The sequence below is a fragment of the Paenibacillus sp. FW104-T2 genome, from assembly GCF_058789975.1.
In genome coordinates, this window is the sequence record NZ_JBYTCE010000010.1 from 102,611 (window position 1) to 116,592 (window position 13,982).

Here is a 13,982-nt window from a genome sequence, read left to right on the forward strand (position 1 = left end):
GAACCGCAACTTTTTTGTGCCTGTTCGGTAATACATGGATAGAGTCGAACGGGGAGAAGCACATGGATGGGCGAGGAGGGGTCGCACTCAAATGACGGATTCCCAGTTGATTCGAGAGATCAAGGAAGGTAACCTGGAGTTATATTCCGAGCTGATGCGTCGTTATCAGCGTAAAATACTGGCTTTCGTATATCATATGTTGAAAAGTTCCAATATGGAGCTGCTTGCGGAAGATCTCTGTTCTGAGACTTTCTATAAGGCATTCCGCAGTTTACACTCATTCCGTGAGGTTGATGCTTCATTCTCGACGTGGTTATATACCATTGCGAGAAATACGGTACTGAGTGAGCTGCGCAAACAGCGCAGTGGCAGTGTTCCTCTAGAAGAGAGCGGGGTTGTACCCATTGCTCCTTCCGAGAACGCCCCAGAGCATGCTGTACTGCGCAGTGAGCGGGTCATGCTGGTTAGAGATGCCATTAACAACTTACCGGAGAAGCAGCGTTCTGCCATCATACTCCGTGAATATGATCAACTAGACTACCAGGAGATTGCGAATATTCTTGGGCAGAGCGTCAGTTCTGTAAAATCGTTATTGTTCAGAGCAAGATCAAGCGTAAAAACCCAATTGGAACCTTATTTCTTCGAACCGGTGTACGAGCCATATGAAGGGATGAAGAACCGATGAATTGCAATGAAGCCCAGGACTTGTTTGCACTGATCTGGGACTTGCCGGCAAATCATCCTCAGCGGCTTGCTTTTCATGCTCATCTGGATGGTTGTGAGGAGTGCTCGCAGCAGTTTGAAGTTTGGGAAGAAGCCCAAGTGCTGCTGCACAGCATACCGGAACCAGTGACAGAGCAGCAGGCAGAGAGAGTCAATCGCAACGTAATGGACCGCATTTATGCGGAGTCCCCGTGGCTTTTGCCTGAAGAGGCAAAAGTGAATCGATTCTCTGCTGCGATCCGCAAGCATATGACGTTGTGGATTGCTGCGTTTCTGGCCATTTTTTTATGCAGTTTCTTATACATGGCGATGTTTAAGTCTGGGGTATCAGAAGCTGAACAGCAAAGCGTCGTTTCTACGGGGATTCTCGAAACAGCTGTTGCTGGAAGCGATCTGACTGCATCAAGTATGTATCAGTACGACATGCCAGGGGCCGACAGAGGAAGCATTATTGAACCCTTTGTCGTAAGTATGGGACCTGCATATCCGGGATACTGGATGGCCTTGTCACTACTCGCTATTGGCATGGCTTTGTTTTCGCTGGGGCGGATGCATCGAACGACCAACAAACGTAAACAAGGTGCGCGTGCGTAGTTAACCAGGCGTTCGCCGTATAGAAAAGAGGGATGAGATGCGAATTGGGCTTATTCGTCACGGTCTTACCGATTGGAACGCTGCAGGGCGTATCCAAGGGCAGACAGACATACCATTGAATGCCGAAGGGCGTCAGCAGGCAGAACGTCTGGGACACCGTCTGTTGACAGAGGATTATCAATGGGACTATATCATTACCAGTGGTTTATCGCGGGCCCAGGAGACAGGAGAGATTATCTCTGGATTGCTAGACGTGCCTATGCTTGAGCCAGATGCGCGTTTAAAAGAAAGAGGTTTCGGTCAGATCGAAGGTTTGACCTCGGATGAACGAATCACCCGCTGGGGAACGGACTGGGAGACGCTGGATCTGGGACAGGAGCAGATTATTGATATACAGACTCGCGCTTTAGCGTTTTTAGAAGATTTGTGGGCAGCATATCAGGACAAAAATATTTTGATTGTAACTCATGGCGCTTTTCTCGCAAACTTGTTGTCTGCCTTGTTCAAAGACCGCTATACGGAACGAATTGGAAACCTGTCGCTTACGATCCTGGAAAAAGAACAGGATGACTGGAGTCCCTTGTTATATAATTGCACACGACATCTATCATTGGATGCAGCTAAACAATCTGAGTAATTGGACTCAGGTTGTTTTTTTTTTTGTTTTGAAAGAGCGAAACTGTCGTTTGGTATCATTCTGTGCCTCTCATTTTTCTTCTGAGCAGACAAGTTCGGGCATAGGATGAATAAAAAGATAAAAGATTTGGTGAATGAGGTTTAGATCATGGGAATTCCGTCAAACATGTTTACAAAACCAAACTACTCCGGCCCCGAATCAGTAGCCCAATAGTAGTTAACGGCGAGGCGATGGACCCATGAATCTAGCGGATATGCTAACTTTTGCCGATATCGGCCAGCTTAATCGAATAGCGGACTATTACCAGTGTGAGTGCAAACCCAATTCCAAACATGAACTCATCCAGAGTATTCTCACAACGTTGGGCAGTAGACGATTTTTTGAGCAACAGGTCAGCGAACTTAATATGGCCCATCTGCGTTTCCTGAACAACCTGCTATTTGATCCTCGGCAATACTTTGGCATGGAGGAGCTTGTCGCCATTGCCCGTCAATCGATGGACAAAAAAGATAGCGAGTCCGGCGCCAGTCCGCGAGATCTTATCGTTCGGTTCACCAAGAGTGGATGGTTATTCAATGGAACAACACAGCATACGAAGTACCTATACCAGGTACCCCAGGATTTGAAAATGAGGTTCCGGGATGTGTTATCCGCTCACCTGAAGGCAGGTATTAAAACGACAAATGAACCACCGATGTATCGAGATGAATACCATCTGCTGGTAGACGATCTGAAGTTGTTCCTGCAGTTTGTGCAGCAGCATGAAATTACGTTGAACGCAGAAGGCATGATGTACCGACGTTCTCAGCAGCAGGTGATGGATCATCTCCATGTCAGTGAAACATTGGTTGGAAAAGCAGGATGGAGGTTTGGCTACGGTCGTTCCTTCAAGGATTACCCTGACCGGTTTGCATTGCTATATGACTATGCATTCCACCACCGGCTTGTTCGGGAAGAACAGGGGCTGCTGAAATTGACTGCAGCCGGCGAGGAAAAACTGGGTGCAGAGAATACAGCCGAGATGATACAGCTATTTCGGTTTTGGTTAAGACTTTATAAAGGTGCTATTCCGAACTTGTCCTCCATTGTGTATTGGACAGGAGAATGTGCGCCTGGTTGGTCCACCGCAGAGTCCTTGTTCCGACAAATTGGTCCGTTAATCCAGCCGTTTTATTACGACACACCGGAGACGATCTATGAAACGAGAGTTGTCAAAATGATGCTGCATCTGGGGATGCTACGCATCGGAGAGCAGGAGGGTGAGAGTACCGTGCAAATGACAGCATGGGGCTTGCGGCTCGCTGCAACCTGCCGATCGCTGTCTGGTGACACGACTCCTCTGGTGTTTGACATTTAGGGGACAAGTTGCTAAAATCACTCCCAAATTAAGGAGTGATACTGATATGATAATCCCATTCAAGGGTCAACAACCGCAGCTTCATTCTTCGGTGTATGTAGCTGAAGGGGCCAAACTTATAGGTGACCTGAAGTTAGGTGCAGATTCTACGGTCTGGTTCAATGCCGTATTACGGGCCGATCTGGCGCCAATATGGATCGGACAACGTTGTAACATTCAGGACAATGCTGTTGGACATGTGAATACGAATCAACCTTTGTTTCTGGGAGATGACGTTTCAGTGGGACATGCCGCGATTATTCATGGTTGTCACATTGGAACAGGCTCACTGATCGGTATGGGAGCCATCCTTCTCAATGGAGCTGAAATTGGTGAATACACACTGATTGGGGCCGGTTCTGTTGTAACTGAAAATACTAAAATTCCGCCCTATACCCTGGCTCTGGGAACACCAGCCAAAGTGATCCGTGAATTGACGGATGCCGACCTTGAGCGGATGTCGAGGACTTCACTTGGTTATGTTGCCAAAGGTAAGGAATATAGGAGCTCTTAAATCCGTTTTGGAGGTGCATCCTATTGGATAAAATGAAAGTTACGTATGAAGTCATGTTGGGGCTGGCTGCTGAGATGGTGTGGGACGAAGCGCTTCGTAAACAGCGTAGCGAGAAGCTGTATATGGAAATCGACAAGGCGTTGGCTACCGGAGACGAAGTAGCTTTCCGGAGTCTGACGGATGAACTGAAAACCATAAACTGATTAACTGATGATCCAACCATATAAAAAGGAAATGCGTGATTACGCATTTCCTTTTGTGTTTTTAGGGAGAGATTTACGAATAACTCTATAGATTTACATCGTTTGCTCATATATAATATGGGAATAAAATGGATAGAGAGGGGAAATAGGGAATTGAAATTCAGTGAGATGACTCAAGACAGCTGGGCTGAACTGCAACTCTATCTGGATACATGCCTTATTCCATTCACCGGTCTTACGGGAAATCATTCGCCGGCTGAAGCCACAGAAGCACTAGAGAGGCTTAGAGATTTTCTGGATTTGATTGAAATCCCGTTTAAAGGGAGGATCATGACATATCCAGCATTCCATTTCGCTATTCCGGAAATGTCAATGGCATTAAACACCATATGCGAGCAGCTGAAGCACTCAGGATTCAAATATGTGGTGATAATGACATCAGATGGTTTTCTGGACAGAGACAAAATTTCTTCTGCAGATCTGGTTTTTAATCGTTCTCAAATGGTTGAGGAAATAGATGAAGCGAAAATAGCAGGGTATGTCGGGGAAAAAGTGCGCGAGATGTGGAAAAATTAACATTTGACTGGAAATGTGACAATTTATCAACACTTTTTTAATAACGCTTACAATAGAACCTTAAAAATGTGTGACAAATTCTTGACGGTGTTCTAGGGCTACTATATGATTATGTATGTTCTAGTAAGTCGTGGAATTTCTGATAATGAAAACGTATGAGAGAGTTGGTTGAAAAAGGGGGGTGGAGACAGTATGAGCAGTGAGCATGACCAGCACGAAGCCTCGAACAAACCACCAAGCCGGATGGAAATGTCGCGCAGGCAGTTTTTAACGTACACGCTTGGTGGAGCTACAGCCTATATGGCCGCCGGTGCGATTCTTCCCATGGTCCGTTTTGCGGTGGACCCAATATTGCAGCACAAGGGAGAAGGCACTTCTGTCAAAGTAGCTGAGATCAGCAAAATCACGAACGAACCTCAAGAATTCACATTTGAACTGCAGCAGCAAGATGGTTGGTACCTGAGTAATGCTTCGCTTGTGGCATGGATTCGTAAGGATGAGCAGGGTAAAATTTATGCGCTTTCACCGATCTGTAAACATTTGGGTTGTACAGTCGGCTGGAACAGTGACAAAAATTATCCTGATGAGTATCATTGCCCGTGCCATGGCGCGCACTATGACAAGGAAGGGAAAAATCTTGCCGTAGCCCCGAAACCGCTGGATGAATATGTGGTCAAGGAGGAACAGGGCTGGGTATACCTGGGCGAGATTGTTCCGAACACCCGAGTGAAATAGGAGGCGTGAACGCAGATGTTTAAAAATGTCTATGACTGGATTGACGAGCGTCTCGATATCACGCCAATCTGGAGGGACGTTGCGGATCATGAAGTTCCAGAGCACGTAAACCCGGCTCACCACTTTTCCGCATTCGTCTACTGCTTTGGTGGCTTGACGTTCTTTATTACCGTAATTCAGATTCTCTCAGGAATGTTTCTTACGATGTATTACGTACCTGATATTATCAATGCTTATGCCAGTGTCGAGTATCTGCAGACCAAGGTAGCTTTCGGCCAAATTGTGCGCGGCATGCACCACTGGGGAGCCAGTCTGGTAATCGTAATGATGTTTTTACATACGATGCGTGTATTCTTTACAGGCTCTTATAAAGCGCCCCGTGAGATGAACTGGGTTGTTGGCATGTTGATCTTTTTCGTCATGCTGGGTCTTGGATTGACCGGGTACCTGCTGCCATGGGATAACAAAGCCTATTTTGCAACCAAAGTTACCCTGGAAATTGCCAATACCGTCCCATGGCTCGGACCCATTATTAAAGAATTCCTTCAAGGTGGAACCATTGTAGGTGCACAGACGCTAACACGATTCTTTGCCCTGCACGTCTTCTTCCTTCCCGCTGTGCTTCTGGTGCTTCTGGTCGGACACTTCATCATGATCCGCAGACAGGGCATTTCGGGACCACTATAACTTGAGAAGGGAGGAATCGCAATGGCTCACGGACACAAGCCTGATGACCAGGAGAAGATTATCTTTGTCGGTGATTCACGCGTCCGAAAAGGGGCAGGTTTTATTACCCCGCCGGATTATACAGCGTATCCAGGCAAATCAGAAGCATTTATACCTAACTTTCTGCTGAAAGAATGGATGGTTGGTGTTGTGGTGCTGGTGGGTATCCTGGTACTGACCATCTCTGAACCTGCACCCCTTGGTTATCCGGCCAATCCAAGTGCATCCGTTATTCCGATGCCGGACTGGTATTTCCTATTTCTGTACCAATATCTGAAATATCCTTATGCGTCAGGTGATTATGTCCTGCTCGGTGTTCTGGGTGTCAGCGGGGTTGCTTTTGGAGCGTTGCTGCTTGCACCGTTCTTGGATACAGGCAAGGAACGACGGTTTTACAGACGTCCAATTGCATCATCACTCATGGTTCTGTCCATCCTCTCTGTATTTTATCTCACGAATGTGGCTTGGACACACTACAAGCACGAGCTTGAAGCGACAGGCCAGAAGCCTGAACACATTCAGCGTGAGGAAGAGGCGCTTGAGAAACATGAACAAGGTTTGCCAACGTCCAATGCACCGGGTCAACAGCAAGAAGTGGCCATCGTTGAGAAGGACGATCCCGCAATGGAAACGTTTAAAAAGGCAGGTTGTGTGGCATGTCATGCCGCAGATATGAAGGGTGCTGGAGGTCCTTCCCTTCGTGGTGTGGGTGACAAACACAGCCAGGAAGAAATTTTAACGATTATCAAAGAAGGATACAACAGCATGCCACCTCAGTATGATCAAGCTATCGCCCAAGGCCTTACGGACGACGATATCAATCACCTGGCGGAATGGCTTGCGAAACAGAAGGCAGAACAGTAAAATCAAATTAAGCCAAAAACCTGACTGTTGTTGCGGTCAGGTTTTTTTGAGTGATTTACCAATCAACGCTTCATAAAGACAATAGAAATAGTATGAAGGAAGGGGCAGCGAACGTGTCTTTATCGTTTTTCTGGAGCCGGGAGTTTCTGACCAATCGGTATTTTCTGTGGCTTCTGTTTTGGTGTAATGCAGTGGGTACCGTGTATGGGTACATATGGTACGGAGATCAGCTGAAATTAACACTGGCGGAACAGCCCATATGGCAGGTTGTTTTTGTTCCGGACAGTCCTACAGCGAGTTTGTTTTTTACCCTTGGTCTTCTATGGGTTCTATATAAACCCAAGTCTGTGGTGCTCAACCGAATCGGACATGTTATTCAAGCTCTTGCTGTGGTTACATCGGTGAAATATGGGGTCTGGGCCGTTTCGATTATTTTTGCGGGATGGATGCAGGGGGGTTCGCCGCATTGGCAGGACTGGATGCTGATCGCCTCACATAGTGCCATGGCTATTGAAGCATTGATTTATGTCAGGTTCTTTGGTTTCAGATGGGTGGCGCTGCTAATCGCCAGTCTATGGACATTATTGAACGATACGATGGACTATACATATAATATTTTCCCTTGGCTGCCTAGTGCCCTCTATGAGCATCTGGATGGCGTACGCAATTTCACTTTCGGGCTTACCCTGGTTAGCATTCTGTGTGCGTGGCTTGCATTGAGACAGGCTAGACGAGCCTGATTTCGCAAGCTTGTTCTAAGTGGCCGTGCCCTGCCATACATTGGTATGGGGGGGATGTCCATGAAGAGAATGTTCTGGAACAAAACCGGGTTATTGGTAGTATCGTTCATGGCGCTGTTGTTTTGGACGAACTTGTCATACAGTGTATTTGCACAAAGTGAAGGGAATGAAGGGGAAGCGGATCAACAAGCCCTTGTCAACAGTTCCATTCAGCAGCTTAATCAGGAAGCGACATCGCTCTACAGGCATGCCTTGGATCATAATATCGAAGAAGTCAGAAACGGTATTATGCGAATTAGCGAACGACTGGAGCATATTTCGTTTGAAGGTCAGACGACGGTCGAAGGCATCCATGCCTTATCCGAAACGATTGTGGAAGTCAAACAAGCAGCCGTCCGCGTCAAAAGTGATGATACCGGTCTTCAGCAGGCTTCTGCCAAGCTGAGGCTCGCTGCTGACAGTCTTGCGAATCCATCCAAACCCTTATGGCTCCAATATTATAAAATTGTACAAGATGACCTTCAGGCCATATCCACTGCTGTGAGTCAGCATGAGAAAGCAGCAGCACTCACGAGCCGATATGCTTTGCTTGAAGAACACTATGAAACCATTCGACCGGCAGCGATGATTCGCCGTGAACCCTACGAGATCGCTCAGCTGGATGCCTGGTTATCCCATACCAAAGGGCTGACTGGAGCCAAACAGCCAGATATCACTCAGCTGCAAAGCATGATATCCCAAGGCGAAGAACTGGTTAATCAATTGTTTGGTCGCGAGAAGGATGAGAGTGCCTTTGTTCCATTTGTTCAGGGACCGAACCGGAGAGCTGCAGGATTATTCATTACTTCCGTGATTGTGGCCGCACTAACTTATGCAGGATATCGTAAATATCGTGCACAACAGCAAGGCATCTTTCCATTCCGGCGCTGATCATCAACTTCAAACCATCCAAACCAAAGAACCTCTATACCGCAAGGAAGCGAACTGGCTTGTCCTTGGATTAGAGGTTTTTTTGTATATATTTCAGTTGGTTTTTAGGATTCCTTGAAGCCTTCTCCATGGACGTCATGAACATCGCTGATGATAACAAAGGCTCGGGGATCAACAGATCTGACAATAGTTTGCAGTCGCCTGAACTCCTGACGTGAAATAACGCAGTAAGCAACATGTTTGGCTTGCTTGGAGTAGGCGCCAATGGCTGGAATCAGAGTTACACCGCGGTCCATTTCCCGGGTAATCAGATCGGCAATTTCAGGGGCGTGGTCACTAATGATCATGAATGCCCGAGCGGAATAAGCCCCTTCCTGAATGAAGTCAATGACCTTGGAGGCGATAAAGACGGCAACCAGCGTATAGAGTATTTTTTCTTTTGGAATGTAGATTAGTGAAATGCCGATAATAATAAAATCGATACCGAGCAAAATTCGGCCCATGCTCCAACCATATTTTCGATTGAGAATCCGTGCAATGATGTCTGAACCACCTGTCGTACCGCCTGAGCGAAATACGATACCCAAACCAGCCCCGAGAGTGACACCTGCATAAAGGGCTGCCAGCAGGAGATCATTCTCCGTGTGCAGAGGCTCAATCCATCCCGAGTGAATCATTTTCTCAAACAACCACAGAAACACCGTAAGGGCACCAATGCCCACCCCAGTATAGACCATCTGTCTGCCGCCCAATATCTTGAGCCCGATCAGAAATAGCGGGACATTGATAACAAGGGTCGTCAGAGACGGAGAGAGGCCAAACGCATAATTGAGCAGTACGGTAACCCCGGTGACACCGCCCTCCATTAGTTGATTAGGGATAATGAAGTACAGCAGTCCAAAAGCATACAAAGCAGTACCTAGCAAAATAGGGAGAATCAGTTTGATTTGAATCCAAGTTTTGGCAGTGCTCATTAGATCCCTCTCCATATGTAAATTAATGATGAAGCAATACTTGCCATCTTAGTATACCTATTTATTGATTCTTTAAAAATGTTTTGTGCGTCAGGATGGTGGAAGTCAAACTAAATAACTGATATATTAGGAACAAATACGACACAATTTCAAAAGGAGAATCCGTTCTCATGGAGAAAAGCATCGCAGAAATGCAGCGCGAGGTTGACCTCTACATTTCCCAGTTCAAAGAAGGCTACTTCAGTCCGCTGGCCATGCTGGCGCGTATGTCGGAAGAGGTGGGAGAGCTAGCTCGGGAAGTCAATCACGAGTTCGGTGAAAAGCCGAAGAAGGCTTCTGAGGCAGACAATTCCATTGAGCTGGAGCTCGGGGATATTTTGTTTATCACGATTTGTTTTGCCAACTCGCTCGGGATTGACCTGGCACAGGCACACGACAAAGTCATGCATAAATTTAATACACGCGATGCAAATCGGTGGACTCCAAAAAACACCGATTAGGCGTAGATTACATATGCTGTACCATCACCCGATTGGGGAGGGACAGCTTGGATGATGAAGCCGGAAGAGTATATGCAGCAGGCTTACCGCTGTATTTTGCAAAATGATTTTGAGCAAGCGATCCGTTGGTTTGAATCGGCTATTCTTGCTTACCCGGAACATGCGGAGCTTCACTACCGTTGTTCCATTACACATGCCCGCAGCTTGCACCTTGGTCCGGCACTGGAACATGCCCGTAAGGCAGCTGAGCTGTCTAATGGCACAGAAGAATATGTTCTGCATCTGCAGACACTGGAAGCCAAACAGCTAAGTACACAGGCGAAGGTTTTGCTGGAACAGGCTGGCAGCGGAACACACGAACGTTATGTTACGGCTGCTGCTCTGCTGAAAGAAGCGGTTAAGCTTGATCCGCTGTCTGTCGAAGCGCATGTGATGCTTGCGCTGGCCTATAGCGATTTGAATGAATTTGATCGTGCAATCAAGGCTGTTCGTGATGCGATATCGCTGGATCCGCAGAACGCACAATTGCATCAAATGTACCAACAAATTAAGCAGCGTAAGAATTCTATTCAATAAGAAATTCATTTCATCTGAAGCGAAAGCTGACGAAATGAATTTTCTAGTGACTGAACCAACATACAGTGAGGAGATGCAGCCAAGATGAGTGAAGTAATAAGAGTTGCCGTAATCGGAGCGGCTGGCCGAATGGGCCGGGAAGTGGTGAAGCTGGTTCTTCAAGACCCGGAACTGGAGCTTGCTGCTGCGGTTAACCGCTCCGGCGCGGGTATTGATGCCGGAACCCTGGTCGGTCTTCCGGAATGCGGAGTGCTTGTAACCGACGATATCGAAATGGCCTTTGCAGAGACGAAACCGCAGGTCATGGTTGATTTTACAATACCTCAATATGCTTTCGCTCATACAGAACTTGCGATCCGTTATGGAGTCAGACCCGTCATGGGAGTTACCGGCTTCACGACGGAGCAGATCGAACAACTGGACAAGCAGTGTCAGGACAAAGGGATCGGAGGTCTGATTGCCCCGAACTTCTCCATTGGTGCCATTTTGATGATGAGATTCGCGGCACAAGCGGCCAAACATATGCCTAACGTTGAAATCATTGAGTATCATGGAGATCAAAAACTGGATGCGCCTTCAGGAACAGCAATTAAAACGGCTGAGCTGATTGCAGCCAATCGTGAGGAAATCCGTCAGGGCAACCCTAATGAAGAGGAAACCATTGAAGGCTCCCGCGGAGGCTATTATAACGGATTCCGGATTCACAGTGTTCGTTTACCAGGCGTATTTGCGCAGCAGGAAGTGGTATTTGGCGATTTTGGCCAAACGCTCAAAATTCGTCATGATTCATACGAACGTGCAGGTTACATGCCCGGTGTAAAAATCGGTGTTCAGAAGGTTATGGAATATACAGGACTCATCTATGGATTTGATCACTTTATCGACTAAAGGAGATTGTCATGTTGAAAATTGCATTTATTGCCCATGATCGCAAAAAAGAAGAGATGGTAAACTTTGTAACAGCTTATGAACCAGTGTTCACAGATCACCAATTGTATTCGACAGGCACTACCGGACTTCGCATTATGGAAGGAACTTCCTTGAAGATTCACCGCTTTGAATCAGGTCCTCTTGGAGGAGACCAGCAGATTGGTGCTTTAGTAGCTCAGAATGAGATGGATCTAATTATTTTCCTGCGTGATCCGCTTATGGCTCAGCCACACGAACCGGATATTAATGCCCTGCTTCGTTTGTGTGATGTACAGGGTATTCCGCTCGCAACCAACATTGCAACGGCTGAAATTCTGGTTAAGGCATTGGATCGCGGCGATTTTGCATGGAGAGAGCTCGTGCATAAATACAAACCGGAAGCTGGAGTTACAACAGGTGATTCCGAATGAGTCTTGATATTCTGATTTTCGGGGCACATGCAGACGATGCGGAGATTGGAATGGCGGGAACGATCGCCAAACATACTGCAGCGGGAATGAAAGTGGGCGTGTGTGATCTGACAAAAGCAGAAATGTCGTCCAACGGGACTGTAGAGCGCAGAGCCGAGGAAGCGGAGGAAGCCTCCCGCGTCCTCGGTCTTTCGTGTCGAACCAATTTGGGCTTGCCAGATCGTGGTTTATACATAACCCCTGAGCACATACAGGCAGTGACGGCCGAGATTCGCAGGCATGCCCCGAAAATTGTATTTGCACCCTATTGGGAAGATCGTCATCCGGATCATGTCATGTGCAGCAAGCTTGTGCAGGAAGCGGTATTCAATGCCAAGCTGCGCAATTACATGCCGGACATGCCTGCCACCCAAGTGAAGGAGCTGTATTTTTACTTCATTAACGATATGGGACCGGTGGATTTGATTGTCGATATTACGGAACACTATGAGCAAAAGGAAAAATCGCTGCTCAGTTATCGTTCCCAATTTGAAATAGGGGCAGGAACGGTGTCTACTCCGTTGAATCAGGGTTATATCGAACGCGTAAGAGCTCGGGACTCCTTGCTGGGTCAGCGGAGTTTGATTTCTTTCGCAGAAGGATTTGCGAGTATTACCCCTTATGTCGTTGGGCAGTTTGGCGCAGCAGCTAGATAATACGTTGCTGTGCAAGCTCTTACCCTAATATGAATATAAATTCCGCCAGCATTACATCAACTCGCACATGCGGGAGATGAAAGGAGCGTCCACCGGATGGATCAAAAGCTAAAGATTGGTATCACCTGTTATCCGTCCCTCGGAGGGTCTGGCGTTGTCGCAACGGAGCTCGGCAAATTGCTTGCCGAACAGGGTCACCAGGTTCATTTTATTGCGAATAGTATTCCGTTCCGACTGGGTACTTTTCAGAAAAATATCTTTTACCATGAAGTTGAAGTGAATGATTATTATGTATTTCGCTATCCGCCATACGACCTGTCTTTGGCAACCAAGATGGCTCAAGTGGCCAAAGCCCAGCAGCTTGATTTGCTGCATGTGCATTATGCAGTTCCGCACGCAGTATGTGCTTTCCTGGCCAAACAGATGGTGGGCGACGATCTGAAGGTTGTCACAACTCTGCATGGTACAGACATTACCGTACTGGCACAGGATGAATCCCTGAAAGATCTCATTCGGCTTGCGATCAACGAAAGTGACGCTGTAACTGCGGTTTCACAGGATTTGATTCGGGAGACGGTTGAACTTTTGGACATTCAACGTCCAATTGATCTGACATATAATTTTATTGATAAACGAATTTATTATCCCCGGGATGCGGTCAGTCTGCGCAGGGATTTTGCGGCTCCAAATGAGAAAATATTGATGCATATCTCTAACTTCCGCCCGGTAAAGCGGACACAGGACGTTGTTGAAGTATTTCGTCAGGTTCAGGAGCAGGTTCCAGCCAAATTGCTGTTTGTTGGAGAGGGGCCGGATTTGCCTAAAATCCAATGGAAAATTAATGAATTGGGTTTGAATGACAAAGTTCATTTCCTGGGTAAACAGGATGACATTGCACAAGTCATATCCATGGCAGACATCCTAATGCTTCCTTCGGAGAAAGAGAGCTTCGGACTTGTGGCCCTGGAAGCGATGGCCTGCGGTGTGCCGACCGTTGGATCACAGGCAGGAGGCATTCCTGAACTCGTATTACACGGGAAAACCGGGTATTTATCACCCATCGGCGATACACAGTCCATGGCTGAGAATGCCATTCGCTTGTTGACCGATGATCGACTGGCAGCAGATTTCAGAGAAGCTTGTCTTCATAGGGCACATCATGATTTTTGCAATGATGCCATCCGTCATGAATATGAACAAATATACTATCGGGTACTGGGAAGAGAAGCTCCCAATCTAAAACCCGTTTGCGGTTGAAC

The 13,982-nt window shown here is 47.1% G+C and carries 19 protein-coding genes; 18 read left to right on the plus strand and 1 reads right to left on the minus strand.

The features are described from left to right. The first annotated feature begins 91 nt into the window (after positions 1–91). From AC3WQ3_RS14605 to AC3WQ3_RS14660, 12 genes are all read left to right on the plus strand, one after another. Positions 92–685: an RNA polymerase sigma factor gene (locus AC3WQ3_RS14605; protein WP_095292846.1), complete on the plus strand. Its 594-nt coding sequence runs from the start codon at positions 92–94 to the stop codon at positions 683–685. After that, the gene (locus AC3WQ3_RS14610) at positions 682–1,317 is read left to right on the plus strand and encodes an anti-sigma factor family protein (protein WP_336780746.1); all 636 of its coding nucleotides are present in this window, start codon (positions 682–684) and stop codon (positions 1,315–1,317) included. Before AC3WQ3_RS14605 ends, AC3WQ3_RS14610 begins: the two co-directional genes overlap by 4 nt. Positions 1,318–1,354: 37 nt before the next feature. Beyond that, a complete protein-coding gene (locus AC3WQ3_RS14615) occupies positions 1,355–1,954 on the plus strand; it encodes a histidine phosphatase family protein (RefSeq protein WP_127540300.1) in 600 nt (199 codons plus the stop codon). 238 nt (positions 1,955–2,192) lie between these two features. Then, positions 2,193–3,311, plus strand: a complete 1,119-nt coding sequence (locus tag AC3WQ3_RS14620; protein ID WP_492472612.1) for a hypothetical protein — start codon at positions 2,193–2,195, stop codon at positions 3,309–3,311. A 46-nt stretch (positions 3,312–3,357) separates the two neighbouring features. Further along, a complete protein-coding gene (locus tag AC3WQ3_RS14625) occupies positions 3,358–3,864 on the plus strand; it encodes a gamma carbonic anhydrase family protein (RefSeq protein WP_492472613.1) in 507 nt (168 codons plus the stop codon). A 23-nt stretch (positions 3,865–3,887) separates the two neighbouring features. After that, complete coding sequence (locus AC3WQ3_RS14630) at positions 3,888–4,067, plus strand: IDEAL domain-containing protein (RefSeq protein WP_095292837.1); 180 nt, start codon at positions 3,888–3,890, stop codon at positions 4,065–4,067. A 153-nt stretch (positions 4,068–4,220) separates the two neighbouring features. Beyond that, positions 4,221–4,643, plus strand: a complete 423-nt coding sequence (locus tag AC3WQ3_RS14635) for a DUF2487 family protein (RefSeq protein ID WP_492472614.1) — start codon at positions 4,221–4,223, stop codon at positions 4,641–4,643. A 192-nt stretch (positions 4,644–4,835) separates the two neighbouring features. Beyond that, positions 4,836–5,378, plus strand: coding sequence for a QcrA and Rieske domain-containing protein (locus tag AC3WQ3_RS14640; protein WP_095361914.1), 543 nt, complete (start codon positions 4,836–4,838; stop codon positions 5,376–5,378). A gap of 15 nt (positions 5,379–5,393) precedes the next feature. Continuing rightward, complete coding sequence (gene qcrB, locus AC3WQ3_RS14645) at positions 5,394–6,065, plus strand: menaquinol-cytochrome c reductase cytochrome b subunit (RefSeq protein ID WP_017687726.1); 672 nt, start codon at positions 5,394–5,396, stop codon at positions 6,063–6,065. 21 nt (positions 6,066–6,086) lie between these two features. Continuing rightward, positions 6,087–6,968: a c-type cytochrome gene (locus AC3WQ3_RS14650; RefSeq protein ID WP_154895629.1), complete on the plus strand. Its 882-nt coding sequence runs from the start codon at positions 6,087–6,089 to the stop codon at positions 6,966–6,968. A gap of 113 nt (positions 6,969–7,081) precedes the next feature. Beyond that, on the plus strand, positions 7,082–7,708 hold the full coding sequence (locus AC3WQ3_RS14655; RefSeq protein WP_336780749.1) for a DUF1405 domain-containing protein: 627 nt from the start codon (positions 7,082–7,084) through the stop codon (positions 7,706–7,708). Between the two features lie 60 nt (positions 7,709–7,768). Further along, entirely contained in the window at positions 7,769–8,638 is an 870-nt protein-coding gene (locus tag AC3WQ3_RS14660) for a sporulation protein YpjB (RefSeq protein WP_336780750.1), read from the plus strand. A gap of 104 nt (positions 8,639–8,742) precedes the next feature. Here AC3WQ3_RS14660 and AC3WQ3_RS14665 read toward each other — a convergent pair whose 3' ends face one another. Continuing rightward, positions 8,743–9,612, minus strand: coding sequence for a YitT family protein (locus tag AC3WQ3_RS14665; protein ID WP_154895635.1), 870 nt, complete (start codon positions 9,610–9,612; stop codon positions 8,743–8,745). Positions 9,613–9,782: 170 nt separating this feature from the next. On the opposite strand from AC3WQ3_RS14665, the gene AC3WQ3_RS14670 reads away from it, so the two are divergent. The 6 genes from AC3WQ3_RS14670 (at position 9,783) to bshA (ending at position 13,980) form a co-directional block, all read left to right on the plus strand. Further along, positions 9,783–10,112 (plus strand): nucleotide pyrophosphohydrolase, encoded by a 330-nt coding sequence (locus AC3WQ3_RS14670; protein WP_056696770.1) that lies wholly within the window; start codon positions 9,783–9,785, stop codon positions 10,110–10,112. A gap of 51 nt (positions 10,113–10,163) precedes the next feature. Further along, positions 10,164–10,688 carry a tetratricopeptide repeat protein gene (locus AC3WQ3_RS14675; RefSeq protein WP_336780751.1) on the plus strand — a complete coding sequence of 175 codons (525 nt, stop codon included), beginning with the start codon at positions 10,164–10,166 and terminating at the stop codon, positions 10,686–10,688. A gap of 84 nt (positions 10,689–10,772) precedes the next feature. After that, the gene (gene dapB, locus AC3WQ3_RS14680) at positions 10,773–11,576 is read left to right on the plus strand and encodes a 4-hydroxy-tetrahydrodipicolinate reductase (protein WP_095292823.1); all 804 of its coding nucleotides are present in this window, start codon (positions 10,773–10,775) and stop codon (positions 11,574–11,576) included. Positions 11,577–11,587: 11 nt separating this feature from the next. Next, positions 11,588–12,028, plus strand: coding sequence for a methylglyoxal synthase (gene mgsA, locus AC3WQ3_RS14685; RefSeq protein ID WP_095292821.1), 441 nt, complete (start codon positions 11,588–11,590; stop codon positions 12,026–12,028). Further along, entirely contained in the window at positions 12,025–12,723 is a 699-nt protein-coding gene (gene bshB1 / locus AC3WQ3_RS14690) for a bacillithiol biosynthesis deacetylase BshB1 (RefSeq protein ID WP_336780753.1), read from the plus strand. Before mgsA ends, bshB1 begins: the two co-directional genes overlap by 4 nt. A 96-nt stretch (positions 12,724–12,819) precedes the next feature. Continuing rightward, positions 12,820–13,980, plus strand: a complete 1,161-nt coding sequence (gene bshA / locus AC3WQ3_RS14695) for an N-acetyl-alpha-D-glucosaminyl L-malate synthase BshA (protein ID WP_336780754.1) — start codon at positions 12,820–12,822, stop codon at positions 13,978–13,980. Positions 13,981–13,982 lie beyond the last annotated feature (2 nt).

Coding starts and splice junctions, on each gene's coding strand:
- AC3WQ3_RS14605 (WP_095292846.1), top strand. CDS start 92: ATGACGGATTCCCAGTTGATTCGAGAGATCAAGGAAGGTAACCTGGAG.
- AC3WQ3_RS14610 (WP_336780746.1), top strand. CDS start 682: ATGAATTGCAATGAAGCCCAGGACTTGTTTGCACTGATCTGGGACTTG.
- AC3WQ3_RS14615 (WP_127540300.1), top strand. CDS start 1,355: ATGCGAATTGGGCTTATTCGTCACGGTCTTACCGATTGGAACGCTGCA.
- AC3WQ3_RS14620 (WP_492472612.1), top strand. CDS start 2,193: ATGAATCTAGCGGATATGCTAACTTTTGCCGATATCGGCCAGCTTAAT.
- AC3WQ3_RS14625 (WP_492472613.1), top strand. CDS start 3,358: ATGATAATCCCATTCAAGGGTCAACAACCGCAGCTTCATTCTTCGGTG.
- AC3WQ3_RS14640 (WP_095361914.1), top strand. CDS start 4,836: ATGAGCAGTGAGCATGACCAGCACGAAGCCTCGAACAAACCACCAAGC.
- qcrB (WP_017687726.1), top strand. CDS start 5,394: ATGTTTAAAAATGTCTATGACTGGATTGACGAGCGTCTCGATATCACG.
- AC3WQ3_RS14650 (WP_154895629.1), top strand. CDS start 6,087: ATGGCTCACGGACACAAGCCTGATGACCAGGAGAAGATTATCTTTGTC.
- AC3WQ3_RS14660 (WP_336780750.1), top strand. CDS start 7,769: ATGAAGAGAATGTTCTGGAACAAAACCGGGTTATTGGTAGTATCGTTC.
- AC3WQ3_RS14665 (WP_154895635.1), bottom strand. CDS start 9,612: ATGAGCACTGCCAAAACTTGGATTCAAATCAAACTGATTCTCCCTATT.
- AC3WQ3_RS14670 (WP_056696770.1), top strand. CDS start 9,783: ATGGAGAAAAGCATCGCAGAAATGCAGCGCGAGGTTGACCTCTACATT.
- AC3WQ3_RS14675 (WP_336780751.1), top strand. CDS start 10,164: ATGATGAAGCCGGAAGAGTATATGCAGCAGGCTTACCGCTGTATTTTG.
- dapB (WP_095292823.1), top strand. CDS start 10,773: ATGAGTGAAGTAATAAGAGTTGCCGTAATCGGAGCGGCTGGCCGAATG.
- mgsA (WP_095292821.1), top strand. CDS start 11,588: ATGTTGAAAATTGCATTTATTGCCCATGATCGCAAAAAAGAAGAGATG.
- bshB1 (WP_336780753.1), top strand. CDS start 12,025: ATGAGTCTTGATATTCTGATTTTCGGGGCACATGCAGACGATGCGGAG.
- bshA (WP_336780754.1), top strand. CDS start 12,820: ATGGATCAAAAGCTAAAGATTGGTATCACCTGTTATCCGTCCCTCGGA.